The 24,344-nt window shown below is 64.5% G+C and carries 25 protein-coding genes; 16 read left to right on the forward strand and 9 right to left on the reverse strand.

What is annotated here, in order from left to right:
• Window positions 1-31 precede the first annotated feature (31 nt).
• Both AADX97_RS10810 and AADX97_RS10815 read right to left on the reverse strand, forming a co-directional pair.
• Window positions 32-502: a hypothetical protein gene (locus AADX97_RS10810; protein ID WP_374236973.1), complete on the reverse strand. Its 471-nt coding sequence runs from the start codon at window positions 500-502 to the stop codon at window positions 32-34.
• Between the two features lie 73 nt (window positions 503-575).
• Window positions 576-917 (reverse strand): hypothetical protein, encoded by a 342-nt coding sequence (locus tag AADX97_RS10815; protein ID WP_374236974.1) that lies wholly within the window; start codon window positions 915-917, stop codon window positions 576-578.
• Window positions 918-1,099: 182 nt separating this feature from the next.
• Here AADX97_RS10815 and AADX97_RS10820 point away from each other — a divergent pair, with 182 nt between their 5' ends.
• From AADX97_RS10820 to AADX97_RS10830, 3 genes are all read left to right on the forward strand, one after another.
• Window positions 1,100-1,843 (forward strand): ABC transporter substrate-binding protein, encoded by a 744-nt coding sequence (locus tag AADX97_RS10820; protein WP_374236975.1) that lies wholly within the window; start codon window positions 1,100-1,102, stop codon window positions 1,841-1,843.
• A gap of 237 nt (window positions 1,844-2,080) precedes the next feature.
• Window positions 2,081-2,638 (forward strand): TIGR02281 family clan AA aspartic protease, encoded by a 558-nt coding sequence (locus AADX97_RS10825; protein ID WP_374236977.1) that lies wholly within the window; start codon window positions 2,081-2,083, stop codon window positions 2,636-2,638.
• 210 nt (window positions 2,639-2,848) lie between these two features.
• Window positions 2,849-3,391, forward strand: coding sequence for a TIGR02281 family clan AA aspartic protease (locus tag AADX97_RS10830; protein ID WP_374236978.1), 543 nt, complete (start codon window positions 2,849-2,851; stop codon window positions 3,389-3,391).
• Window positions 3,392-3,507: 116 nt separating this feature from the next.
• On the opposite strand, the gene AADX97_RS10835 is transcribed toward AADX97_RS10830, so the two are convergent.
• Complete coding sequence (locus AADX97_RS10835; RefSeq protein ID WP_374236979.1) at window positions 3,508-5,067, reverse strand: gamma-glutamyltransferase; 1,560 nt, start codon at window positions 5,065-5,067, stop codon at window positions 3,508-3,510.
• 258 nt (window positions 5,068-5,325) lie between these two features.
• Here AADX97_RS10835 and AADX97_RS10840 point away from each other — a divergent pair, with 258 nt between their 5' ends.
• Window positions 5,326-6,729, forward strand: a complete 1,404-nt coding sequence (locus tag AADX97_RS10840; RefSeq protein ID WP_374236980.1) for an SUMF1/EgtB/PvdO family nonheme iron enzyme — start codon at window positions 5,326-5,328, stop codon at window positions 6,727-6,729.
• Complete coding sequence (locus AADX97_RS10845) at window positions 6,713-7,636, forward strand: PfkB family carbohydrate kinase (protein WP_374236981.1); 924 nt, start codon at window positions 6,713-6,715, stop codon at window positions 7,634-7,636. The genes AADX97_RS10840 and AADX97_RS10845 overlap by 17 nt, the downstream gene beginning before the upstream one ends.
• 236 nt (window positions 7,637-7,872) lie before the next feature.
• On the opposite strand, the gene AADX97_RS10850 is transcribed toward AADX97_RS10845, so the two are convergent.
• From AADX97_RS10850 to AADX97_RS10870, 5 genes are all read right to left on the reverse strand, one after another.
• Window positions 7,873-8,685 carry a DUF429 domain-containing protein gene (locus AADX97_RS10850; protein WP_374236982.1) on the reverse strand — a complete coding sequence of 271 codons (813 nt, stop codon included), beginning with the start codon at window positions 8,683-8,685 and terminating at the stop codon, window positions 7,873-7,875.
• A gap of 79 nt (window positions 8,686-8,764) precedes the next feature.
• Window positions 8,765-9,805: an NADP(H)-dependent aldo-keto reductase gene (locus tag AADX97_RS10855; RefSeq protein ID WP_374236983.1), complete on the reverse strand. Its 1,041-nt coding sequence runs from the start codon at window positions 9,803-9,805 to the stop codon at window positions 8,765-8,767.
• A 233-nt stretch (window positions 9,806-10,038) separates the two neighbouring features.
• Window positions 10,039-10,596 carry a Spy/CpxP family protein refolding chaperone gene (locus tag AADX97_RS10860; protein ID WP_374236984.1) on the reverse strand — a complete coding sequence of 186 codons (558 nt, stop codon included), beginning with the start codon at window positions 10,594-10,596 and terminating at the stop codon, window positions 10,039-10,041.
• A gap of 162 nt (window positions 10,597-10,758) precedes the next feature.
• Entirely contained in the window at window positions 10,759-11,478 is a 720-nt protein-coding gene (locus tag AADX97_RS10865; protein ID WP_374236985.1) for a response regulator, read from the reverse strand.
• 166 nt (window positions 11,479-11,644) lie between these two features.
• Window positions 11,645-13,177, reverse strand: coding sequence for an ATP-binding protein (locus AADX97_RS10870; protein ID WP_374236986.1), 1,533 nt, complete (start codon window positions 13,175-13,177; stop codon window positions 11,645-11,647).
• A gap of 675 nt (window positions 13,178-13,852) precedes the next feature.
• Between AADX97_RS10870 and AADX97_RS10875 the strand changes: the two genes are divergently transcribed.
• A complete protein-coding gene (locus AADX97_RS10875) occupies window positions 13,853-14,374 on the forward strand; it encodes a hypothetical protein (protein WP_374238751.1) in 522 nt (173 codons plus the stop codon).
• 608 nt (window positions 14,375-14,982) lie between these two features.
• Here the strand turns inward: AADX97_RS10875 and AADX97_RS10880 are convergent.
• On the reverse strand, window positions 14,983-16,392 hold the full coding sequence (locus AADX97_RS10880; RefSeq protein WP_374236988.1) for a S8 family serine peptidase: 1,410 nt from the start codon (window positions 16,390-16,392) through the stop codon (window positions 14,983-14,985).
• Between the two features lie 264 nt (window positions 16,393-16,656).
• Here AADX97_RS10880 and AADX97_RS10885 point away from each other — a divergent pair, with 264 nt between their 5' ends.
• The 10 genes from AADX97_RS10885 to trpD all read left to right on the forward strand — a co-directional run bounded on the left by AADX97_RS10885 (window position 16,657) and on the right by trpD (window position 24,343).
• Window positions 16,657-17,322, forward strand: a complete 666-nt coding sequence (locus tag AADX97_RS10885) for an energy-coupling factor ABC transporter permease (RefSeq protein ID WP_374236989.1) — start codon at window positions 16,657-16,659, stop codon at window positions 17,320-17,322.
• 13 nt (window positions 17,323-17,335) lie between these two features.
• Window positions 17,336-18,157, forward strand: a complete 822-nt coding sequence (djlA, locus tag AADX97_RS10890; protein WP_374236990.1) for a co-chaperone DjlA — start codon at window positions 17,336-17,338, stop codon at window positions 18,155-18,157.
• A gap of 127 nt (window positions 18,158-18,284) precedes the next feature.
• Window positions 18,285-18,968: a ribulose-phosphate 3-epimerase gene (rpe, locus tag AADX97_RS10895; protein ID WP_374236992.1), complete on the forward strand. Its 684-nt coding sequence runs from the start codon at window positions 18,285-18,287 to the stop codon at window positions 18,966-18,968.
• Window positions 18,969-19,261: 293 nt separating this feature from the next.
• Window positions 19,262-19,930 carry a phosphoglycolate phosphatase gene (locus AADX97_RS10900; RefSeq protein ID WP_374236993.1) on the forward strand — a complete coding sequence of 223 codons (669 nt, stop codon included), beginning with the start codon at window positions 19,262-19,264 and terminating at the stop codon, window positions 19,928-19,930.
• A gap of 313 nt (window positions 19,931-20,243) precedes the next feature.
• Complete coding sequence (trpE, locus tag AADX97_RS10905; RefSeq protein WP_374236994.1) at window positions 20,244-21,737, forward strand: anthranilate synthase component I; 1,494 nt, start codon at window positions 20,244-20,246, stop codon at window positions 21,735-21,737.
• A gap of 49 nt (window positions 21,738-21,786) precedes the next feature.
• Window positions 21,787-22,005, forward strand: coding sequence for a DNA-binding protein (locus AADX97_RS10910; protein ID WP_374236995.1), 219 nt, complete (start codon window positions 21,787-21,789; stop codon window positions 22,003-22,005).
• A complete protein-coding gene (locus tag AADX97_RS10915) occupies window positions 22,002-22,331 on the forward strand; it encodes a nucleotidyltransferase domain-containing protein (protein ID WP_374236996.1) in 330 nt (109 codons plus the stop codon). Before AADX97_RS10910 ends, AADX97_RS10915 begins: the two co-directional genes overlap by 4 nt.
• A gap of 66 nt (window positions 22,332-22,397) precedes the next feature.
• Window positions 22,398-22,985 (forward strand): aminodeoxychorismate/anthranilate synthase component II, encoded by a 588-nt coding sequence (locus tag AADX97_RS10920; RefSeq protein ID WP_374237002.1) that lies wholly within the window; start codon window positions 22,398-22,400, stop codon window positions 22,983-22,985.
• A 94-nt stretch (window positions 22,986-23,079) separates the two neighbouring features.
• Window positions 23,080-23,271, forward strand: a complete 192-nt coding sequence (locus AADX97_RS10925) for a hypothetical protein (protein ID WP_374236997.1) — start codon at window positions 23,080-23,082, stop codon at window positions 23,269-23,271.
• Window positions 23,272-23,302: 31 nt separating this feature from the next.
• The gene (gene trpD / locus AADX97_RS10930) at window positions 23,303-24,343 is read left to right on the forward strand and encodes an anthranilate phosphoribosyltransferase (protein ID WP_374236998.1); all 1,041 of its coding nucleotides are present in this window, start codon (window positions 23,303-23,305) and stop codon (window positions 24,341-24,343) included.
• Window position 24,344 lies beyond the last annotated feature (1 nt).

Below are 24,344 nucleotides of genomic sequence, written 5' to 3' on the forward strand. Positions count from 1 at the left end.
CCCCGCACCCCGCACCCCGCACCCCGAACCCTCAGCCTCCGATATTCTCCTCCCACCAAGCCCGATAGGCCGCGTCCGGCGGCACCACCTTGGCCGTTGCCTCGCTGACACGGTTGCCCTGCGGGTCGACGATGGCGATCTGCATCTCGACGATTCCGCCGCGGATCAGGCGTGCGACCTCAAGCGTCACGACCAGCTCGTCGCCGGGATACAGGGGGCGGCGCAGGCGCTCGGGCGAGAAGGTCAATCCAAGCGTCCCGTCGCCCGGAAACTCGGTTCCGAAAAGGGCGGAGATGCGGGTCTGGACGAGTCCACCCGGGACGATGATGTCGCGGGCATCCGGGAACCGCACCCGTGCCGCGTCGAGGTCGCGATGGATCGCGTTGTGATCGCCGACAAGGGCACAGTAGTGGTCGACCTCTTCGCGGCTGAAGCTCAGGCGCGCCTTATGGCGCATGCCGACCTCGAGCATCGCGTCGGTCAAGCAGCGGGTTGGCGTCATGGTTGGGATCTCCCTGTTGTCCTGCCGAGTCCGGCACAGGCGTTCGCGGCCTTCGTGGCGACCGCGACGCCGCTCAAATGACTTCCAGCGCGCGGATCAGTGCCATCACGTCCGGCTCTTCCGCCAGCTCGCCTTCCCAGACGCGATAGACGCGGGTGTCGGGCGGGACGCCGAGGGCCAGCTCGGCGATGAACCCGGTCGCACCTTCAGGTGCCGGGTGCTCTCGGGGAGCGCCCAAGGCATCGATCAGTGCGGCGATCTCGCGGGTCTGACGCTCGTCGAGCGCGCCTTGGCGTGGCTTATGGCTGGTGTGATCGCCGCAGTCGATCCGATAAGTCCCCGTGGGCTCCAGGGTGATCTCCAGCACGTAGTCGTCTTGTCCGACGACCCGGTAGTGGACGCGCGGTAGTGACATGACGTGTTTGCCTCCCTCATGGTGGTGTGCCGGATTCGGGCGATTCCGAGTCCTGTCGACGCCCGTTAGTTTATACCGTGCCGCTTGCTTTTCCCCGAGTCCGTTGGCACGCTCCAAGCCTGCCGGGCGGCTACAGGGCGCTTGGCCGACGACGAAAAACAGAATATTTTAGGAGGAATTCGATGAAGTCTCGTTCTTTGGCGGCGCTCCTCGTTTTACTCGGAGCCGCCGCCGGCGCTTCCGCCCAGCCTTACGGCTACGCTCCCCCACCCATGCCTCAGGGCTACGGCCCGATGCAGATCCCCCACGGCGGCGCGTATCCGGCCATGCCCGCCATGCCGGAACTGCCCGCTGTCCCGGCGCGTCCGGCCGAGCCGCCAGCGCGTGCGCAGACCGCGGCGCCGGCTCGGGGTGCCGAGATGCCCGAGGGTCCTGCAGCGGCGGCCAGCGCGACGCTCAAAGAGGGCATGGATAAGCTCCTCGGCTTTCTCGCCCTTAAAGATGTGCCGAATCGGCTTCAGGTCGCCGCCTTCCTCGATCGCGAAATCGCGCCCTATTTCGACTTCGACCAGATGGCCAGATGGGTGGCCGGTCCGGCGTCCGGAGGTATGAGCGCCGAGGATAAGAAGGCGTTGTCGGCGCGGTTGGAGGCCGATTTCCTTGGCACCCTGGCGTCCCGGCTGATGGACTATCAGGGGCAGCAGATCCGCATGTTGCCGCCGCGCATGGGCCCGCGCGGCGACGTCAGCGTCAACGTGGCGCTTGTGCGTGCGCAGGGCTATCCCTCCAAGCTTGAGTTTCGGATGTACAACTCGCCGACCGGCTGGCGCGTCTACGACGTCGTCGCGAACGGTCAAAGTGCGGCCGCCTATTATCGGGTGCAGTTCCAGCGCATGGCTGGACAGGGGGCAGCGCCCGCGCGTTGATCCTCGACCGAGCCGCTCCTCGCCCGGGGCGGCTCGGTTGTAGGTGTGAATTGATTCGCACGGATTGATTTGCACCCGATGATTCCAGAGTGCGAATCAATTCGCACTCACGGGGTCGGCATGCCCCGCCGGCCCGGATCCGAGCGAACCACTTGAAGGAGAAGTAGCCAAAGGCCATAGACCGGACATTGCGAGAGGTCGCGACCTGCGATCATTTCGCCCGAAGAGGAGCCGACGATGGACGGACCGATGAACAGCGCGCCGCCGGGCGCCGACGACATGCCATCGAAGGTCGGTCGGGCGATGCTGTTTGCGGCATGGATCGTCGGATTGGCGCTGTTGGCCATGTTCTTCGACGGCGTGATCACCGGCCGCGACAATCCCAACCCGGATCCGGTCGCGTTGCACAGCGGCAGCGGCGTCCCCGAGGTTCGCCTAGAACGCAACCGTGCCGGACACTATATCGCCGGCGGCCGGATCAACGGTGCGCCGGTGCGCTTTCTGATCGACACCGGTGCAACCGATGTCGCCTTGCCGCTGTCGTTGGCCGAGCGCCTCTCACTTCCGCTCAGACCCGGCGGCATGAGCAAGACCGCAAACGGCATGGTGCGGACCTGGACGACCCGGCTCGACACCGTCGACCTCGGCGGAATGGTCGCGCGCAACGTTCGCGCCACGGTCTTGCCGAACATGCCCGGAGACGATGTCCTGCTCGGCATGAGTTATCTGAGCCAACTGGAACTGATCCAGCGCGGCGGCGTGCTGACGCTGCGTCCTCACCTCGGACCATCTTGATCTGTGTCGTGGTAACGGCTGCCCACGCCGGCTCGACGACACAACCTCGTCATCTTTATGGTTTCGGTTTAAGCTGGACCGAACCCGTGCATCGACGCGATGGCTCAAGCGCAATGACGGGTGGGCGGCCTGCGGCGATCCGGCCCCGCGATCGGGCATCGGAGTCAACGCCGACGGCGCTTCATTGGTATCGACGCACCCCGACGAACGATGATCAGACTGCAACGTATCCGAGAGAGCTCAGTCGCTTGGCTCAGACGCAAGATGCCGATCCCCGTGTTTTTGCTCGCGAGTCTGCTGGTGATCCTGCTGGCGCGCGATTTGGCGGAGCGCCGGGAGAATCCGAATCCGAACCCGGTCGCCTATCTCGGCGCCGGTGACGTGCCCGAGGTGGTTCTCAAAGAGAATCAGGTGAGTCAATACGTGACTACGGGTCGGATCAACGGGACACCCATCGAGTTTTTGGTCGATACCGGGGCCGTGGATGTCGCCATGCCCTACATGGTCGCCCAGACGCTCGGCTTGACGCTCCAACCCGGCGGGATCAGCAAGACCGGAAACGGCGATGTCCGCACCTGGGTCGCGCGGCTGGAGAGTGTGGATGTCGGCGGGCTGGTCGCCTACGACCTGAGCGCCACCATCCTCCCCAACATGCAGGGCGATCAGGTCTTGCTCGGCATGGCCTACCTCAGACGCATGGAGCTGGTCCTGCGCGGCGGAGAAATGATCCTGCGGCCGTATTCGAGTGAATAAGTAACCTGTCGGAAATCAGTTGGGCACCGTCTAATTGTTGTCGTTGTCGTTGTCGTTGTCGTTGTCGTTGTCGATTACGACAACGACAACGACAACGATTACTGTGGCAAAGGGACTTAATTCACCTGGAGCGCAACCCCCCCGCGTCTCGGATCACCCGCGCCGTGCGTGCTGCCGTCCGGGGCGACCGCCACGCTGTGGGCGCCGCCGAAGAAGACGCTTTCCCGATTCCAGACCTTCAGCGCCGGCCAGTGTGCGCCGATCGCGGCGAGCGTGTCGTCCGCGATCGGCGGCTCGAGATTCAGCACCCCGTCTTCGTAGTGCATCCTGGGGGATGCCACGGCCGCCTCTAGATCGAGCCCAAAGTCGATCAGGTTGGAGACCACCTGCAGGATGGCGCTGCGGATCCGGTTGGATCCGGACGAGCCGGTCACGACCCACCCCCTGTCCGCCAGTGCCAGAAGACTTGGCGCCATCATGGAGCTGATCCGCCGATTCGTCGGCCAGCGATGAAAGCCGTGCGGGTTGATGTCCTCTTCGCCCAGCATGTTGTTCAGCATGATGCCGGCGCCGGGCAGCACATAGCCGGCGCCTTCGCCGTTGGACAGGGTCACGCTGGCAAGGTTGCCCTCGCGGTCGGCGACACTGATCTGCGTGGTCCCGCGGCTGAAGGTCGCCGCACCCTCCATGAGCTTTCGATAGGCTTCCGGAATGCTCGGGGCCGAGTCCGAGAGCGACGCTAATAGCGGCTCTGGGAGCGCAGCCGGCTGCGCGCGACGCAGGCGCTGAGTCAACTCCTGGGCGAGGGCGAGCGCGTGCAGATGCGAGGCGCTGCCGCGTCCGAGACGGGCCGGCTCGACGGTGCCGAGTAGACCCAGTGTGATGCCGAGCAGGAACCCGCCCTGCGAGGGTGGCGGATTCGTGTATAGGTGCGCCTCGCGATAGGGGTGGACGAGCGGGGCGCGTCGCTCGACCCGGTAGTCGGCGAGATCCGCCGCGCTCAGATGTCCTCCGTGCTCGGCGCAATCGCGGACCAAGCGCACTCCCAAGTCGCCGCGATAGAAGGGATCAGTGCCCTCGCAGGCGATCCGCTCCAGGGTCTCGGCAAGCTGCGGGTTGCACAGCCGCGCGCCGACCGGGGCGAGCCGGTCGGGTTGCTCCGGGTCGGCATAGAGTGCGAGTGCCGCGGGGCTCGCGTGCAGGATCGGCGCAACGATTTCGGCGATAGTCAGTTGGACGCTGTTGACGATCACCCCGTCGCGGGCGAGACGGCAGGCCGGCGCGACGATGGCTGCGAGAGGAAGCCGACAGTGCTCGCGATGGATCGCGACGAGACCGGCGATCGTCCCCGGTGTCGCGATCGATCCTAGTCCGATGTGGAACTCCTGCGTCGCGTCGCCGAAATCGGCGAGGATCGGATAGAAGTCCAGCTCCTGCTCGGGGCGGTGTTGTTGCGGGGTCTGCACGAAAAAGTCGAAGAGCTCCGGCGCTGCGCCGGCGGGTCGGGCGAGCAGAAAGCCGCCGCCGCCGAGCGAGGCCAGGACCGGCTCGGCAATGCAGGCCGCGCACATCGCCGCGAGCGCCGCATCGAACGCATTGCCGCCGGCACGCAGGGCCTCGGCGGCCGCCTCGGCGGTCCGCAGATGCCCGGCTGCCACGCTACCGAGGGTGGTCATGGGAGCCGCTGTCCGGATGGGGTGTCGCGTGCATTGTCGACCTGTCGTCTGCCGATGGCGTGGTCCGAGGGATGGGGCGGTCGCCGCCTCTCGTGCTGGATGTGTCGTGCTCGGTGTTGCCCGAGACGTCGGCGGAGGTTCAACCCAAGGTGCAACCGACCGCCGATCATGCGAATCTTACGCGTCGCACGCGCGCAGCATGATCCGACGATGCCACCCGACGCTCAAGCCGTTTCAACCAATCCGATGCCCTCCTGAATGGTCGACGAAACGAACGTACAACCAACGGATGCCGATCGCGCCGAGACCGCGTTGTTGCGGCAGGCCCTGGGCGAGGTACGTCGCGAGGCCCAGCAGGAGGCCGCGCGCATCAATCGCCAGTTGAGCGAGCGCTCCGCGGTCGAGGGTGGAGCAGCCTCGGCCGCCGAGCAATTTGCCCTTCGTCAGGAGCTCGACAGCCTGCAGCGGACCCTCGGCGCGAAAGAGCAGGCACTCGACGCGATCACCGAGGAGTGTCGCCGTCTCGAGGACGTGTTGGAAGATCAGCATCTGGTCTTCGACGGCCTGCGCAAAGAGGTCGAGCGGCGTGAGCTCTCTCTGACGGCCGCGCAGGAGGAGGTCAGTCGTTTGAGACAGGCCCTGCTCGATCTGCAGGCGCAGGCGAGCGAGCCGGTGTTGCTTGAGCAGGCACCGCCGCGCGGACCCTCCGCAGAGGCACCGCAAGCCCGACGTCGCTCAATCAGCCTTGGCCTCTGGCCGCTGTTTCTTCTCCCGGTGCTCGCGTTGCTCCTCGTCGTCTGGCTGCGTGCCGACCGCCCGCCGGCCCCGGAAACAGTTTCCCCGGAGTCCTCGGGAACGGAGACCGTGGTTGGTGAGAGTACACGGCCTCCCGCCTCCGAGTCGACATCCGAGCCTCCTGATTCAACAATCGTTTCTGTCCCGACGCAGCGTGATCGGCTGCGCAACGGCGGCTTTGGTCCGATGCTCGCGAGGCTCCCGGGCGGGCGTTTCCGGATGGGTCGCAATCTCACGGTCGCGACCGATTTCGGGCCGGCGCACGAGGTCGAGATCACGTCCTTCTTAATTGGCGCCTACGAAGTCACCTTCAATGACTACGATCGCTTCGCCCGCGCCACCGGCCGCGGCCTTGCGAGGGACTTCGGATGGGGCCGAGGCAACCGCCCGGTCGTCGGTGTGAGCTGGGAGGATGCCCGTGCCTACACGACCTGGCTCTCCCGCGAGACCGGACGCGCTTACCGCCTGCCGAGCGAGGCCGAGTGGGAGTATGCGGCGCGAGCCGGCGGGCGCGGATCCTACTGGTGGGGGTTCGGGCTGGAGCCGAATCGGGCGGTCTGCTTCGATTGCGGCAGCGACTGGGACAACCGCTCGACCGCGCCCGTAGGGAGCTTCGACCCGAGCCCGTTCGGTCTCCACGACACGGCGGGCAATGTCATGGAGTGGGTCGCGGACTGTTATCAGGCGGGTTACGAAGGCGCACCGAGCGACGGTCGCGCCCGCACCGACGGTCCATGCACCTATCGTGTCGCCCGGGGCGGTGCCTTCAACAAGCCGTCCGCCTCGATGCGGACCTACGTTCGCGCACGCTTCGTTCCGGGGACGCGTCTGGATATGCTGGGGTTTCGCATTGCACGAGACATCTAATCCCGCCGGGTCCGTTCTGGGTGTCGGCATCGCCGTGCTCGACCTCGTCAACGAGGTCGAAGTCTATCCCTCCGAGGACGACGAGGTGCGTGCCCTCGCCATGCGCCGGGTGCGCGGCGGCAACGTCACCAATAGCCTCGCTGTGTTGTCGCGACTCGGACACGGCTGCCGTTGGGTGGGCACGCTGGGCGACGACCCGGCGGCCGACCTCATCCTCGCCGACCTTGCCGGTTACGGCATCGAGATACGCGATGCCGTGCGTGTCCCCGCCGGGACCACCCCGACCTCTTCGATCTTGCTCAGCCGCGCCGGCGGCAGCCGGACCATCGTCCATTTTCGGGACCTGCCCGAGCTGAGTGCGGACGATTTCGGTCGGGTCTCGCTCGATGGACTCGCCTGGGTCCATTTCGAAGGGCGCAACCCGCCGGAAACGGCGCGGATGATCCGCCGTGTCCGCGAGGAGGCCCCGGATGTGCCGATCTCGGTCGAGCTCGAAAAACGCCGCCCGGGGATCGATGCGCTGTTGACGGGGCCGCAGGTGCTGCTGGCGAGTCGTGCCTTTGCGCGTGCCGGCGGATTCGCGGATGCGAGTGATTTCCTGGAGGCCCTCCTCGAGCGAAGCGATGCACGGCTTTGCGTTGTTGCGTGGGGCGCGGAAGGTGCCGCGTTCCTTGTGCGAGGCGGTCATGTCCAGCGAGTGCCGGCCTATGCCCCGACGCCTGTCGTCGATACGCTGGGTGCTGGCGATGTCTTCAACGCCGGGGTCATCCACGGCCTGCTGCAGGGTCTGCCCGTCGCCGAGGCAGTCGCGCAGGCGGTCAAGCTCGCGGGTCTCAAATGCGGGCATCCTGGACTGGTGTCGGGGCGCGAATCGCCTCCGGCCTCCGACGGACCGACCGGCTGCTGAAGAAGAAGACTGCACAAGAGGGTATGCCCGCCGACGGTAGCACCGATCGGTTTTTAGACCCTCTCACGAAGTCACAGAGATACGGACGGCACGGAGGAAAGATCTCGAGCTCTCCGCGTTCTCCGTGTCTCCGTGAGAGGCATCTTGAGCTGGAACAAGGGTGCCGGCGTCAACTGATCGGTGGCAACCAGCCGAGTCGTGCGCAGGTCCGCTCCGATCGCATGTACAGCAGTGCGTCAGCCGCCGACCGGGTCCGCGATCGCTCCTTCCAGAAAGTCCATCGAATCCGGCATCCCGAACCCCTTCTCCCGTTGCGTCCAGGCCCACGCCGCCTGGATGGCGCACAGCAATGCGTCGAGCCGGTCCCCGCTCGGATCCTCGGCGAGGTTCGGCTCCGCCTCGACCTTCAGGCCGTAGATGGGTTGTGTCTCGCCTTCGAGGATCAGCGCAAGGAGCCTTTTCCTGGTCTCGTCCCGTTGCGCCGTCTGCTTGGACCGCGTGTCGTGTTTGTAACCCTGCTTGCCGATGAGCCGACGGGCGAGGACGCCGGGATAGGCTTCGACGACGATCCGCTCGGGGTCGCCGTCTTGGAGCCCGGGAATCTTCACGCCGGCCTTGCGCAGCCGCGGTGCACCCTCGAAGAACATAAGACCGACCGGTGTGCCGTAAAGCTTCTGCGGGCTGATCGCACCGGTTGCGCGATCCGTCGCGCGGCGGTGTTCTTTGTCGCCAGGCGCACGGACCGCCCTGTACCCATCGAGCGCGGCGCGGAATCCGTCGCGGCCGAGTCCTGCCGCGTGATCCAAGTAGCCCGCCCAGGTGCCCGGCCAGCCGACGTTTTCGATGAAGGTGCGCGATTGGCCGAACGGAAAGTCGATCCCGGCGATCCAGGGTCCGGGTCGCTGCAACGCGGTCTCGAAACCCTTGAAATCGCGCCATTCGGTCAGCTCGCCTGCTTCCAGTCGCACCCCGTCGAACCCGCACTCCAGACAGGTGATAGGCTTGCGGCGACTCGGTCGGCTGGTGAAGTCGATGCCGTAGATCTTCATGCGCGCGAGGTCCCGCGTAGGTGCGAAATGATTCGCATCGTCACGCTGCGACGTGCGAATCATTTCGCATCTACCACGCCTACGGCGCCGGATTCGGCTGCCGCGTATGGATCGCCTCGATCTCCGCGATCACCTCATCCGAGAGCGTGAGATCCGCGCTGGCGAGGTTGGCCTCCAACTGCTCGGGGGTCGTCGCGCCGATGATGTTGGACGTGACGAAGGGGCGGCTCGTCACCCAGGCGAGGGCCATCTGCGCCGGGTCGAGTCCGTGGCGGCGGGCGAGTGCGACATACTCGGCCGTGGCGCGCTCGGCCTCCGGGTTGGAATAGCGGTTGAAGCGCTCGAAGAGGGTGACGCGTGCGCCGGCCGGACGTGCGCCGTCCAGATACTTCCCCGAGAGCACGCCGAAGCCGAGCGGGGAGTAAGCCAGGAGACCGCAGTCCTCCCGAACGGCGACCTCGGCGAGGCCGACCTCGAAGGTCCGGTTCAGCAGACTGTAGGGGTTCTGGATGCTGACCATGCGCGGCAGGCCATGCTCCTGCGCGAGGGCGAGGAAGCCCATCAGTCCCCAGGGCGTCTCGTTGGAGACGCCGATTTGCCGAATCTTGCCGGCCTGGACCTGATCGGCGAGGACCTCGAGGGTTTCCAGCAAGGGGACGCTGTACGCGTCGTCCACGGGCGAATAGCCGAGCTTGCCGAAGTAATTGGTCTCGCGATCCGGCCAATGGAGCTGGTAGAGGTCGATCCAGTCGGTCTGCAGCCGTTTCAAGCTGCCGTTCAGTGCTGCCACGAGATTGGCGCGGTCCAACCGTGACCTGCCGCCGCGAAGATGCGGCAGCCATGCGCCCGGGCCGGCCACCTTGGAGGCCAGAACCATCCGATCCCGACAACCGCGCGACGCAAACCAGGTGCCGATATGGGCTTCTGTCCGGCCGATGGTCTCCGCGCGCGGCGGGACCGGATACATCTCGGCCGTGTCGATGAAGTTGATCCCCGCGGCGAGCGCGCGGTCGAGCTGTGCATGTGCCTCGGCCTCGCTGTTCTGCTCGCCGAAGGTCATGGTGCCGAGGCAAAGTGCGCTGACGCGGATGTCAGTGCGTCCGAGTGGTCTGAGCTCCATTGCGTCCTCCTCAATCGTATCGGTGATGGATCGAATCGCCCAAGCACATGATCGAGCGAAGAATCATCCCGATTCTAAACCGCGTCCAGAGCGACATGCGTCATTTTCATTTTGCTATTGGCTTCGGAGATGTCCTCGATCTCGGTGACACGCGAACGTTCGTGGGCCCTTCCCGCTCGTCAGGAGCCCCGGCCAGAGGGCGTTCCACACGCCATCGGCCGGGACCCGTGGCATCAGAACGCCGGCCCGCCGCGGGTCTTGCCCTCCGCACAGGGTTCGCCCGGACCTCCGCGCTTGGACCCGGGTCCGCGGGACTCGAAGCGTTTGAGCTGATCCTCGGTCATGACGGCCTTGATCTGCTCTCGGATCTCGCCTCTGGCCATGCCGGAATTGTCGTTCTTGGTCTGCATGACGGTGCGCACTTGGTCAACCTGCTCCTCGCTCAGATCCAGTCGGTCGGCGAGCCGATCGAGATGCCTTTCCATCCGCGCGTCCCGCTGCTCTTGGATGCGGGCCTGTTGCTCGGGCGTGAGAACGGCGCCGATGCGCGCCTGTACCTCCTTACGCTGTTGCAGCGCGTGCGCGCGTTGCCCCTCCAAGATGGTTAGGATCTCACTCTGCTGCTCGGCCGTCAGGTCCAGGCTCTTGGTCATACGTTCAATGCGTTGGTCCGCGCACGCGCTCGGGTCCTGCTCGTAGCCGCGTGGTCCGGCCAAGACCGAGGTGGAGGCCATGACTGCCATGACGGCGAACGCCAAGGTTGCGGTGCGAAAGCTCTTGCCTGTGTTCATAATGTGTCACCTTTGATGTCTTCGTTGCGTCTCGGGAAGGTCCCGATGTGATGTCGAGTCCAGTCCCGACGTACTGCAGGTTAGGTGACCAGGGTGCAGGAGTTATGCAGAGATCGTGCAGATTTCGTGGAAGCGGACGGGTCGGAGCCGAACGGTCGAGGCTCAGCCCGCTCCCCGCGAGAGGGTCTCGTTGGCGTCGGGCTCCTCGTAGCGATAGCCGACGCCGTAGACCGAGTGGATCAACTCGACATCCGGCGCCAGCTCGGTGAGTCGGCGCCGGAGCTTCTTGATGTGGCTGTCGATGGTGCGATCGGACACGACCCGGTTGTCGGGATAGATCCGGTCCATGAGGTGGTCGCGCGAGAGGATTCGGCCCGCAGCCTGATGGAGCGCGGCCAGCAATGCCAGCTCCACGGCGGTCAGCGTGATGACCTTGCCGTCGTGCGAGACCTGCAATCGCTCCGGCTCGAGTATCAAGAAACCGCTCCGGCGGTGCTCGGGCGCCTGGCTCGTCCGTCTCAGGACGGCCTTGACGCGGGCCACCAACTCCCGCGGGCTGTAAGGTTTACAGACATAGTCGTCGGCACCCAGCTCAAGTCCCAGCAGGCGATCGATCTCCTCGACCCGTGCCGTGGTCATGATGATGGGCACCTGAGCACGGCTGCGCACCTCGCGACAGATGCTCAACCCGTCCTGACCCGGCAGCATGAGGTCGAGCAGGATCAGATCCGGTCCTTCGCGCTCGATCCAGGCGACCGCACCCGTGCCGGTCGCCAAGTGATGGACCCGGAAGCCGGCGACGCGCAGATAGTCGCCGACCACGTCGGCCAAGCGCTCCTCGTCCTCGACGATGAGGATCAACGGCAGTGCGGTTCGGTTCATTTAAGGCGATGTCCGGAAAATTCGGTACCAGTAGGTTGTGCTGACGATAGGAAGCACAACTTGCGCCGACGGTTGGCTGTGCCTCGCACGGCTCGGCACAAACTACGGCTCGTCCGGCGTGGGGCCCTCCGATGCGCAGTTTGGCATAAGGGTTTCCGGAATTCGCCTAGATCTTCCCCCCTCGGTTTGCCGGCAGCTCGATCCGGATCGCACAACCGCCCGCTGCCGCAGCCTGTGCCTCGATGGTCCCGCCATGGGCCAGCACCAGGTTCTTCGCGATCGCCAGACCCAATCCCGCGCCGCCCGTGTGGCGGCTTCGCGAGGCGTCAACCCGATAGAGTCGGTCGAAGAGCCGCGGCAGATCCTCGTTCGGGACGCCGGGCGCCGTATCCTCGAAGGTGACCCGATAGCCGCCGAACGCAGCTGCGTCCAGGATTACCGTCAGCCCTCCGCCCGGATCCGTGTAGCTCAGGCTGTTGTGAAGCAGGTTGCCGAAGAGTTGGGAGATACGGCCGGCGTCCGCTTTTAGCGGAGCATCCCCGGCCTGAGCCGCGTCGCGCCGACCGGCAAGCCGATTGTCGAAGACCAATTCGAGCCCCGCGGCCTCGAAACGCGTCCGGAAGGCATCGATATCCTCGCAGAGGATCTCGGCAAGATCGATCTCCTGCATGCGGTAGGCGAGTGCACCGAGATCCGTCGTTGCGAGATCATTCAAGTCTTCGACCAGGCGCGAGAGCCGCAGCACGTCCCCGTGGAGTCGATCGACCTCCGCGCGGTCGAGCGGCCTCACGCCATCCTGCATCGCTTCCAGATGCGCCCGCAACAGCGCGATCGGTGTGCGCAGCTCATGGGAGATATCCGCGACCCACTGACGCCGCGCCCGATCGTTGCGCCCCAGCGCATCCGCAAGGGCGTTGATGTCGCGGCCCAAGCGAGCGATCTCGTCGCCGCCTCCGATCGCCACGCGGGCGTCATAGTCCCCGGCCGCCAGTCGGCGCGCGGTCCGCTGGAGCGCCTTCACCGGCCGGACCAGACGACTGGACAGCGGATAGGCCAAGGCGGCCGCAAGCACCAGCATCGCCGCCACGATCAGCCAGAGTCGTCCGCCTTGGCGCTCGACGAAATGCAGGTCGGCGAGCTCCGCGACCGGGGGACCCGCGATGACCGCAAGCGCACCGATCGGCGTACCGTCGAGATTCAACGGAAAACGCCGGGTGTCGGGCAACAGCTCCGGCCGACCATAGATCAGGGCGCCCTCGGCGTCGAGCAGCATCAAACGCAGCTCGATTGGCGGCCCCTGACCCCGTCGCTCGTCCCGCAACGCCGACGGTGGTGGCCAAACGAAGCCATCGCCTCCGTCCGCCTGATGATGCGGTGCGAGAAAGCGCCGCACCCACGGCGGAGAACGTGAGCCCTCGCCCGGTCCGCCCCAACGCCCCTCCGCGGGCCAATCGCGCCCCAGCAGCGCGCCGAGCCACAGCCGTGGCGACGCGCGCAGCGGCGCCCAACTCTCCTCCCGGGCATAGATCTCGGTGAGACGCTCGGCAATGATCTCGATCCGCGCCTGCTCGCGCGCCTCGGCCAGCTCGACCAGTCCGCGTTGAAGCGACCAGTGCACGAACGCCTGGGTGCCCGACAGCACCAGCACGCACGCGAACAGAAGCGTGAGGAAGACCTTGGAGTGAATGGAGAGTGACATCTTGACGGCAGCTCCGGACGGCTCGGCAAGAGCGGCCCGTGAATGGGGTGTTGCAGCAGGTGTGGTTTCGGTCGAGGGCATCGCCCCGCGTCGACGCAGGCTCGGCGCAATCAACGCCGTCGGGCGGCATCCGTTCGCCTGGATCGTGAGGCGGGCCACTCAAAACAGAAAGGGACTCGTGACACCCGCTCCGCGGTGTCGCGCATGCGCGCGGCGCTCTTGCGCAGCCTGCCGCGATGGGCGGAGTGACGGACAAGGCCACATCCGTTCTCGATTGACGGGCGACAATAACAGGCGACGGTGCATCAAAAAGGAATGCATCGACCCCGCGACGCTCGTGTTCCACATTTCGCAATGCGCGATGTATATCCGTGCGTTTCAATGGCGCCCCACGGATTTCGCGTCCAATCCATCCGAACCCGCGTCTACCAGGCGCCTGGCGCACGCGCCGAATCTTCGGGTGCGATCCCGGGGATGCGTTCTGTAAGTCCATCGGGCCGTCAGGCCAGCGGAAAAGACGACTGCAAGTGGTCGATCCCAGGGTGTTGTCGTTTCGCGACAATCGTAGGGCTCGCTGCCGGGCTGCGCGATGAGCGTTGCCGCCGTCTCGCCGATCTGACCTTGCGCCCCGAAAGAGCGAGGACAGTCACTCATCGACCTCGACCGGAGAGCATGATGACGATAACACGCATTATCCATGACGGGTTTCGTACCGGCATGATCGCCCTATACATCGGGGCTGCAGGCACGGCCCACGCGCAATCCTTCGCCGTGGACAATGGCGTCATCAGCGGCGTGACGGGTATCGAGATCCAAGGCAACCTCTACGAGGTCACCTTTGCGGATGGCTCCTTCAATGGCGTCTACCCCTCCGCGCTCAGCGGATACGGGGGGCTCGCACGGGCGGTCGCTCAAGCCCTCCTCGTTGCAAGCGAGAGCGGTGCGCTCCCGGCCAACCCCGGCGGTCAACGGAACCGACAACTCCATGGATGCAGCTCTCGTGAATCCTGCACGGTCTTGATCCCGGAGCATTCGACCGGCGCGGCACCCTCTGCGCAAACGATCTACGCGGTCGAGGTGATCTATTCCGGGGAGCTGTTCCGCTCGGTTCCATCCAAACTGTGGCCTTTCGATGCATCCACGGACACCACGCACATGCCGGACATGCTGTACGCGATCATCACTCCGGCCGGTTAGCGGTCGATTCGCGCGACAAGGACGCGTTGCGCGGCATCCTCGAGACGCTGCATTTCCTGGTGCAGCAGCACAACTACAAAGAAGAGGGGATTGTATACGATGACCGACGGGGCACTGCCGCAGCGAGCGGCGGACATGGCTGAGCTGATAGAGGATGCCCTGGTTGGGAGCGGATTGAACCGGCATGCCTTGGACGCAGCGATCGGCAAGACCGCTGCGGGACCACCAATCAAGCCTTTAGGCGATTCCCGGAAAATTCCATAACCGTAGGTTGTGCTGACGACAGGAGGCACAACTTGCGCCGACGGTTGGTTGTGCCTCGCACGGCTCGGCACAACCTACGATTTTCGGAGCCTGGAGCGCTACGATGCGCAACCCGGCATAACGGTTTCCGGAATTCGCCGTAACTGCGAGCACAGCGGGGTAGCCAACGGACCTCGCAAGGCCGTCGTGTTGCCGTGCGAAGTGACGAAGACCGAGCCCTGCTGTCATTCGCACACCGGCGGGCGGCGGGTTCTAACCTAGCCCGGCGAGGCCGCCTTCAAGCTGCCGGGAATGCATCGGAACCAGATGGCGCCCACGGCGGCTGGGCGCCCATCAAGACATCCTTACCTGGTTATGACGCTCTGGACGGCCGCATAAGCGTCCAGAATCCCTGCGCCACACAGGTCGGGGTCATCGCCACAGTCTGTGCCGTTCGGAAAGGGACGAGCGCTTGATTGAAGGGCTGCAAGGACCTCGCCGGGAGTCAGGCTCGGATTGACTGAAAACATCAAGGCGACCACACCGGCGACATGTGGCGTCGCCATGCTGGTCCCGTTGTACGCGCCATAGGTATCGCCTGTCGGTGCTTTCGTGCCGCTATCCAGTGTGGATAAAATGCCGCCCCCCGGCATCTGAACATCCCCGCCAGGGGCGCTGATCTCGATGCCCGGGCCGAAGTTGCTGTACCGTGCGAGATCCCCGGTTGGGTCGGTTGCGGCCACCGTGATCAGGTCGTCGCAACTGGCCGGGGTGAAGTTTGCTTCGTCGCTGCTGCTGTTGCCGGCCGCGACAACCAACACGCTGCCCTCGCCGACCACATCATCTACAGCCGATTGCCAAGCCGCATCACAGGCGCCGGAGCCGCCGAGACTCATGTTGAGCACCTTCGCCGGATTGCTGTTATCCGGTACACCCGGCACCGACAATCCAGCGGACCAACGCATTGCATCCAGAATGTCCGAGGTTATGCCCCCTAGGCGCCCGAGCGTTCTGACCGGCTGAATCGTCGCACCGAAGGCGATTCCGGCAACCCCGGTCGCGTTGTCGGTCGCCGCGCCGATCGTCCCGGCAACATGAGTCCCGTGCCACGAGCTGGACTGAAAAAAGGAGTAATCCCCTGGGTCGGTCGGGTCCGCATCTCGTCCGTTGCGATCGCGTGCGTTGAATCGACTGTTGATAAAGTCGTAGCCGCCGCTCCATTGCCCGACGAGGTCTTCGTGCTCGCCGCGGATGCCGGTATCCAAGACTGCAACATGGATATCTGGATCGCCGACCGTCAGATCCCAAGCGGCAGGCAAATTGATGCCCCCGATAGGACTAAAGTAATGCCACTGATCCTCGTAAAGGGGATCGTCCGGGGCAAGCTGAACTGTCGGACTCGCGGTGAACAATTGTGGAAACATAATCCGGTCGGGTACGGCGTAAGCAACGCCCGGCAGGACCTTGATACGGTCTACGATCGCCTGAGCTCTCTCGAGAGGCAGTCGAGCCGGGAGAGACAGCACACGGGCATCGCCCGACATGGCCCGAACCCGCGACAGGCGCAAACCGGCCGCCTGAGTCATCCGGGCGAGCTGCGCCGGGCTGATGCCGAGGTCACGCGCCGACCCATCGTAGCGTTCCAACCGCACAATGAGCGCTGAAACCTCGGTCGAGGTAGGATCCACCGCCACGTCGCTGCTCGCGGCAAGCGCGGGGGCAGACGTTCCTGCAATGAGAAAACCAGCCAACAGAGAAGCGGGCAATGCACCCATTTGCCGAGACATAAGAACCACCCTCAAGAAAACGGAGTTAACCGAACACCTATCTTAGGGTAGAAGTCACTGACAAGCCCGTCAAAAAATACTGTCCAGACGTCGTGGGCCGTGAGATCGCCCTTGTCCAGCGGCAAGCCCCCGGGCCGCGGATCGATACGTTCATGACGCCAGCCTCGCGTGGACAGTTGATCCACACCGAAACCTACCTAACTTTCCTTCAAATGAGGTTACCCCGACCAAGCCACCCCAGGCAGGCTCGACATGACGATCGACGGTACGCTGTTCTCGCCGGCCCTGCTCTGGGTCATGAACCTTCTCTTCGCCTTGATCCTGCTGCTCGCCTTGCGGTTGACGCCGTGGCGGAAGTTTCGCGACATGGAGCAACTGAACGTTTTTCTTGGGGCAGTCGTTGCGCTGCTGGTGCTCTGGCACATGGACGTTCAGGTGCAGTCCGGGTTGTCGTTTCATCTGCTCGGGGTGACGGCAATGACCCTAATGTTTGGATGGTCGTTGGCTGTGCTCGGGGCGGCGTTGGCGCTGCTCGGGGTGGTCCTGAACGCGGGAACGGGCTGGGACGGGTTTGCGATGAATGCCTTCCTCACGGGGGTCGTGCCGGCGACCCTCACCCAGGTCGCCTTGATCCTGATCCGCTGGTATCTGCCCAAACAGTTCTTCGTCTATGTGCTGGTGAACGGGTTCCTGACCGCCGGTTTGGTGGGCGTGATGACGGGCTATCTGGCAGCCGGGTTGCTGGTGGTCAGCGGCGCTTACAGCTTCGCCGACCTCAGCGAAACGGTGCTACCCTTCTTTCCATTGATGTTCATGCCGGAGGCCTTCCTGAACGGCTGGATCTTGGCCGTGCTGGTGGCCTTCAAGCCGCAGTGGGTCTACTCCTTCAGCGATGAACAGTATCTGAAAGGTAAGTAAGGGAGTTTTCGACATGGGTTGGGTCGGCACAGCCGTCGGCGGCGCCATCGGTCTGGTCGTGGGAGGTCCGGTCGGCGCGGTGTTTGGTGCGGCCTTGGGTCAGGGTGTCGATCGGGGCTGGATCGGCGGTGCGCGGCGCCCGGCCTTGACGGGTGCACAGCGGGCGCGGGTCCAGGCGCGTTTCTTCGAGACGACCTTCTTGGTGATGGGGCATGTCGCCAAGGCCGACGGGCGGGTCAGCGAGGCGGAGGTCGCCCTGGCGCGTTCGGTGATGGATCGGATGTCCTTGGGCACCGACCAGCGCCGCGTGGCGATTGATCTCTTCAACCAAGGCAAGTCGCCGGACTTCGATCTAGCGGGCGCCATCGCTGCGCTGAAGGCGGTCTGTGCGGGCCAAGGGACCTTGATTCACCTGTTCCTCGAGGTGCAGCTCCTGACCGCCTATGTGGACGGTGCCCCGACGCCGGACCAGCGACGCGCGCTCGAGACCATTCGGTGCGGGCTCAACGTCTCGGCCTTCGCCTATCGGCAGCTCGAAAACCTTTTGGTGCTGCAGCAGCGGATGTATGCCGGTGCGACCGGTCAGTCCGGCCGCGGCAGGTCCTCGACGGCTGCAAGGCCGGCGCCGCTCGCCAGCGCCTACGCCACCTTGGGGGTCGGACCCAAAGCGAGTGATGCGGAGATCAAGAAGGCGTATCGGCGTCTGATGAGCCAGCATCATCCGGATAAGTTGATGGCGAGGGGTCTGCCGGAGGAGGCGATGCGGATGGCCTCGCAGAAGACACAGGAGATCCGGCGTGCCTACGAGACCATCACTGAAGCCAGGGCGGCCTAGGCATGTGCGTCCGCGCGCCGAGTGAAAATCCGGTCCGCTTCGGTTAGAGTTCCTCACTTCCAACATCAAAACGGATCCGCGCCGAGGCGCATGTGCCGCGGTGCGCGAGATCTTAGAGGACAACAGCATGACGCCTGATCTGATCGCACCGTCCATCCTCTCGGCGAATTTCGCCCGGCTCGGCGAGGAGGTCGACAATGTGCTCGCCGCCGGCGCGGACATCGTCCATTTCGACGTGATGGACAACCATTACGTGCCGAATCTGACCATCGGCCCGCTGGTCTGCGAGGCCCTGCGCAAGCACGGCGTGACGGCGCCGATCGACGTGCATCTGATGGTGAAGCCGGTCGATCGGATCATCCCGGACTTTGCCGCCGCGGGCGCGACCTACATCACCTTCCATCCGGAGGCGAGCGAGCACATCGACCGCACCCTGCAGTTGATCCGCAACGAGGGTTGCAAGGCGGGTTTGGTCTTCAACCCGGCCACCTCGTTGAGCTATCTCGATTATGTGATGGACAAGATCGACATGATCCTGCTGATGTCGGTGAACCCCGGCTTCGGCGGGCAGAGCTTCATCCCGGCGACGATGGACAAGCTGCGCGCGGCGCGCAAGATGATCGATACGTCCGGGTTCGACATTCGGCTCGAGGTCGACGGCGGCGTGAAGGCGGACAACATCGGCGAGATCAAGGCGGCCGGCGCGGACACCTTCGTCTCCGGCTCCGGGATCTTCGGCAAGGGTCGCGACAGCGATCCGCATCGCTACGACAGCATTATCCGGGAGATGCGGGAGCAGATGGCGCGCTGAACCGCGTCCTGGGCTATGGTCGGGGTGGGAGTTTGGTCGATGCGGCCGAGCTTCCCTTCGCGATTCGAGTTGACGCGGTTCAGGTGAAGAAGGGCCTGAATGGTAAGCTCGATTTTTTGATCGTGTCGGTCGGGTTAGGCGCGTGTGGGACAGCGCTCGCTCTTGGCCCCCGGGTTTTGACGCGCGCCGTAACCGGAAGTCGGCGGTCTGCTCGGAGGTTTGATGTCGGATGACGCTGCGCTAATCCGACCTGCGGGGTTCTCTCTTTGACGTTTTGGTGGAGCTGTGATCGCATGCTGCGACCGAAGATGATCCTGATCGATGTGGATGGCACGCTGGTGGACAGCGTCCCGGATCTGGCCTTTTGTGTCGACGCCATGATGGAGCGGCTCGGCCGTCCGCCCCACGGGGAGACGGCCGTGCGCAACTGGGTGGGGAACGGCGTGGAACGGCTGGTGCGCCGGGCGCTGATCGGGCAACTCGACGGCGAGCCCGACGAGGCGGATTTCGAGGCGGCGCTTCCGATCTTTCTGGAGCTCTACGCGGACAATACCTCCAAGCGCTCGGTGCTCTATCCGGGCGTGATCGAGGGCATCGCCTTCATGAAGGGCGCGGGTTATCAGCTCGGCTGCGTGACCAACAAGGCCGCTCAGTTCACCGAGCCATTGCTGCGTGATTTGGGGATCCGCGACAATTTCGGCCTGGTGGTCAGCGGTGATACGCTACCCAAAAAGAAGCCGGATCCCATGCCGTTGCTCCACGCGGCGCAACACTTCGGTGTCGAGCCTGCGGAGGCGCTCATGATCGGCGACTCGGTGAGCGACGTGAAGGCCGCGCGTGCCGCGGGTTTCCGGATCATCTGCATGAGCTATGGCTACAACCACGGTCAGGACATCCGCGGGGCCAAGCCCGACGCGGTGATCGACACCATGGTCGAGCTCAAGGGTCTGTTGGCCGCGTAATCCGTTGGTCTCGTAGGGTGGCAAAAGCGAAACCCATCCTCCAGACCGCTCTAGTGCAGCACGACAGGTGTGTCGAGACTGTTCGTTGTCGTAATCGACCATCGATACGATTACGACAACGACAACGACAACGACAACGACAACGGCAACGGCAATGATCCCGGACGATCTCGGAATCTCTGCATTGCTCCACTAACCACTAACCACTAACCACTCTATGAAACCCGGGACGATGCGAGCGATGAACGGGTGGCGATGGCGAGGTTGAGACCGCGTTCCGACCAGCCTTAAATCCCATTGCTCGGAGACCCCGATGACACCCGCTGCCTTTCGTGCCTTGGCCGACCAAGGCCACAACCGGATTCCGATCCTGCGCGAGGTCCTTGCCGACCTCGACACGCCGCTCAGCGTCTATCTCAAGCTCGCCGAGGGGCCTTACTCCTATCTGCTCGAATCCGTCCAGGGCGGGGAGAAGTGGGGGCGTTACTCCATCATCGGCCTGCCCTGTCGCACCCTGCTGCGGGTGAGCGGGCATGCGATCCGCGTCGAGTGTGACGGCGATGTCATCGAGTCCGTCGAGACGGCGGACCCGCTCGCCTGGATCGACGCCTACCAAAAGCGATTCAAGGTTGCCGATCTCGCCTGTCTGCCGCGCTTCACCGGCGGTCTGATCGGCTATTTCGGCTACGACACCATCCGCTATATCGAGCCTCGTCTGGCGACCTGCCCCAACCCGGACCAGCTGCAGACGCCGGACATCCTGCTGATGGTCTCGGACGAGGTGGTCGTTTTCGACAATCTCAGCGGACGGATGTACATCATCCTCAACCTCGACCCGAGCGCCGGGGATACCCTGGAGGCCGGCGAGGCGCGCATTGATGCCCTGTGCGAGCGGATGCGGTGCGGTGCCCCGCGAGGTTCGTCGGAGCAGGGGCGCACGGTGAGCGAGACCGATTTCGTCTCCGGCTTCACCGAGGACGGCTTCAAGCACGCGGTCGAGCGCATCAAGGACTACATCCTCGCCGGCGACTGCATGCAGGTCGTCATCTCGCAGCGTCTCTCCATCCCCTTCCATGCGCCGCCGCTGGATCTGTATCGGGCGCTGCGCGGGCTCAACCCCTCGCCCTACATGTATTTTCTCGATCTGGGCGATTTTCACATCGTCGGCTCCTCACCCGAAATCCTGACCCGGCTCGAGGAAGGCGTGGTCACGGTCCGCCCGATCGCCGGCACCCGCCGTCGCGGCGAGACCGAGGCGGAGGACCAGGCACTCGAAGCCGAGCTGCTGGCCGATCCCAAGGAGCTGGCCGAGCACCTGATGCTCATCGACCTGGGCCGGAACGATGCGGGGCGCGTCGCCGCGATCGGCAGCGTGCGGGTGACCGACAAGATGATCGTCGAGCGCTATTCACACGTGATGCACATCGTCTCGAACGTGGTCGGCGATCTGCGCGAGGGCATGAACGCCATCGACGTGCTGCGTGCGACCTTCCCGGCCGGGACAGTCTCCGGTGCGCCCAAGATCCGCGCGATGGAGATCATCGACGAGCTGGAACCCGTCAAGCGCGGGATCTATTCGGGTGCGGTCGGCTATCTCTCCTGGAACGGCAATATGGACACGGCGATCGCGATCCGCACCGCCTTGATCAAGGACGGCATGCTCCACATCCAGGCTGGCGCCGGCATCGTGGCCGATTCGGTCCCGGACGCCGAATGGAAGGAGACCATGAGCAAGGGCCGCGCGGTCTTTCGCGCCGTGGCCTTGGCCGAGGCGGGCATTGAGCGCGGCGTTGGGCGAGTCGTTTGACCCTTGCGTTGCTATCATTGTTAGCACACTGGTTCGCCGGAGCAGGCTCGTGGCTAATCTCGTTGTCAGGAATCTCGACCACAGCATCGTCGAAGCGCTCAAACGTCGGGCGGCCGTCCACGGGCGCAGCGCCGAGGCCGAGCATCGTTTGATCCTGGAGCAGGTCTTATTGCATCCGCCCAAGCGCAGCTTTGCCGAGGTTCTGGCGTCCATGCCGGATGTCGGACGCGACAGCGACTTCGAGCGCGCCGAGGCCACGTTCGGATGAATGCGAATGTGGAAAGTGCTGCCAGACGATTCGTCGATCGGTTGCGCACGCGGTACGACGTCGCCGGTGCGTTGCTTTATGGAAGTCGCGCCCGTGGGGTCGCCGGCGATCTGAGCGACGTAGACCTTGCGGTACTTCTCGGAGGTCCGCAAGGAAATCGCGCCGATGCAGCGGTGGACATGGCTGGAATCGCCTTCGATCTCATGCTCGACACAGGTATTCTGGTCGACCCCCTGCCGATCTGGCTGGAGGAGTGGAAGCACCCCGAAGGATTTGCGAATCCAGCGCTGATCGAGACAATCCGGCGGGAGGGGATTCCCCTATGACCCCCGATGCCGAGTTCGATCGCGGATGATGGTATTCCCGTTTCAGAAGATGGCGTGACGTTCACTATGCTCCTGATGATCGACAACTACGACTCCTTCACCTACAACCTGGTGCAATACCTGGGCGAGCTGGGTGCGGAGGTGCGCGTGGTGCGCAACGACGAGCTGAGTCTCGACGAGGCGATTGCGCTCGAGCCCGAGCGGATCGTGATCTCGCCCGGACCCTGCACGCCGAACGAGGCCGGGATCTCGGTCCCGCTGATCAAGGCGATGGCCGGGCGTGTGCCCATCCTCGGTGTCTGTCTCGGCCATCAATCGATCGGCCAGGCGTTCGGTGGACACATCATCAAGGCGCCGAGCGTGATGCACGGCAAAACCTCGGCGATCCACCACACGAACGTCGGTGTGTTCAGCGGCCTGGAAAACCCCTTTGAAGCGACCCGATACCACTCGCTGGTGATCGAGCAGGAGACCCTGCCGGAGTGTCTCGAGGTGACGGCCTGGACCGAGACCGCCGACGGCGAGCGCGAGGCCATCATGGGGGTGCGCCATCGCGAGCTTGCGGTCGAGGGCGTGCAGTTCCATCCGGAGTCCATCCTGACGCGGCACGGGCACGACCTCCTCGAAAATTTCTTAGGAACGGTTCAAAAATAAGTAGAACAACTCGACGAGAGGATACCTTTTCGACGGTTGTCGTTGTCGTTGTCGTGATCGACAACGAGAACGACAACGACAACGATTAGATTCGGTGCTCAACATATTTCCGACACGTTATTTACAAACCGCGTCCATCGCGACCATCGATGTCGGCGGCGATGTCGACTCAGCAGTTCTCCAATGGGCTGGTGAGACGTGGTTTAGGATTTTAAAGAATAAAAATAATCACTTAAAACGCGCCGCTCCGGCGGTCGATGAGCGTGACAAGGTCAACCCAACATGAAAATCTCACCTAAACCAAAAGGCGCGTTTTAATGGAGCTGAAAGAGGCGATCAACCGCTGCCTGGAACATCGTGACCTGACCGGCGACGAGATGACCTCGGTTATGCACACCATCATGACCGGTGGGGCGACCTCGGCGCAGATCGCCGGCTTCCTGATCGCCTTACGCATGAAGGGCGAGACGGTGCCCGAGATCGCGGCGGCGGCGGGCGTGATGCGCGCGCTGGCGACCGGGGTGGATGTCGGAGGGCTCGATCATGTGGTCGACATCGTCGGCACCGGCGGTGATTCCTCGGGGACCTTCAACGTCTCGACCACCAGCATGTTCGTCGCGGCGGCGGCCGGCTGTCATGTCGCCAAGCACGGCAACCGGTCGGTCTCCAGTCGCTCCGGTGCGGCCGACGTGCTCGAAGCGGCCGGTCTGCGGCTGGATTTGACGTCCGAGCAGATCGCGCGCTGCGTGCGCGAGGTCGGCGTCGGCTTCATGTTCGCGCCGGGTCACCACAGCGCCATGAAACACGCGATCGGCCCGCGCAAGGAGCTGGGCGTGCGGACCATCTTCAATGTCCTGGGTCCGCTGACCAATCCGGCGGGTGCGCCTAATCAGGTGCTTGGTGTCTTCAGCGAGGATCTGCTCGAGCCGCTCGCACTGGTGCTGCAGCGTCTCGGCAGTCGTCATGTCTTGGTCGTCCACGCCCGCGACGGTCTGGACGAGATCAGCATCGGCGATATCACCGACGTGGCAGAGCTGAAGGACGGCGTGATCCACCGCTACGCCATTCATCCCGAGGGCTTCGGTCTCAAGCGTGCGGATCTGGATGCGATCCGCGTCGGGGATCCTGCCGAGAGCCTGGCGATGCTGCGCCGCGTGCTCGCCGATCAGCCGAGTCCGGCGCGCGATATTGTTCAGTTCAACGCAGGCGCGGCCATCTATGCCGCCGGACGTGCGCAGACACTGGCGGATGGACTGGCGAAGGCCAATGCAGCGATCGCGAGCGGGGAGGCGCAGCGTCGGCTTGAGCGCTTGATCGCGCTCACGGCGAGCTTCGAGCGTGCGACGGATGGCGTCTGAC

The organism is Thiocapsa sp. C2-2m (assembly GCF_041903745.1).
Taxonomy (GTDB): domain Bacteria; phylum Pseudomonadota; class Gammaproteobacteria; order Chromatiales; family Chromatiaceae; genus Thiocapsa; species Thiocapsa roseilacustris.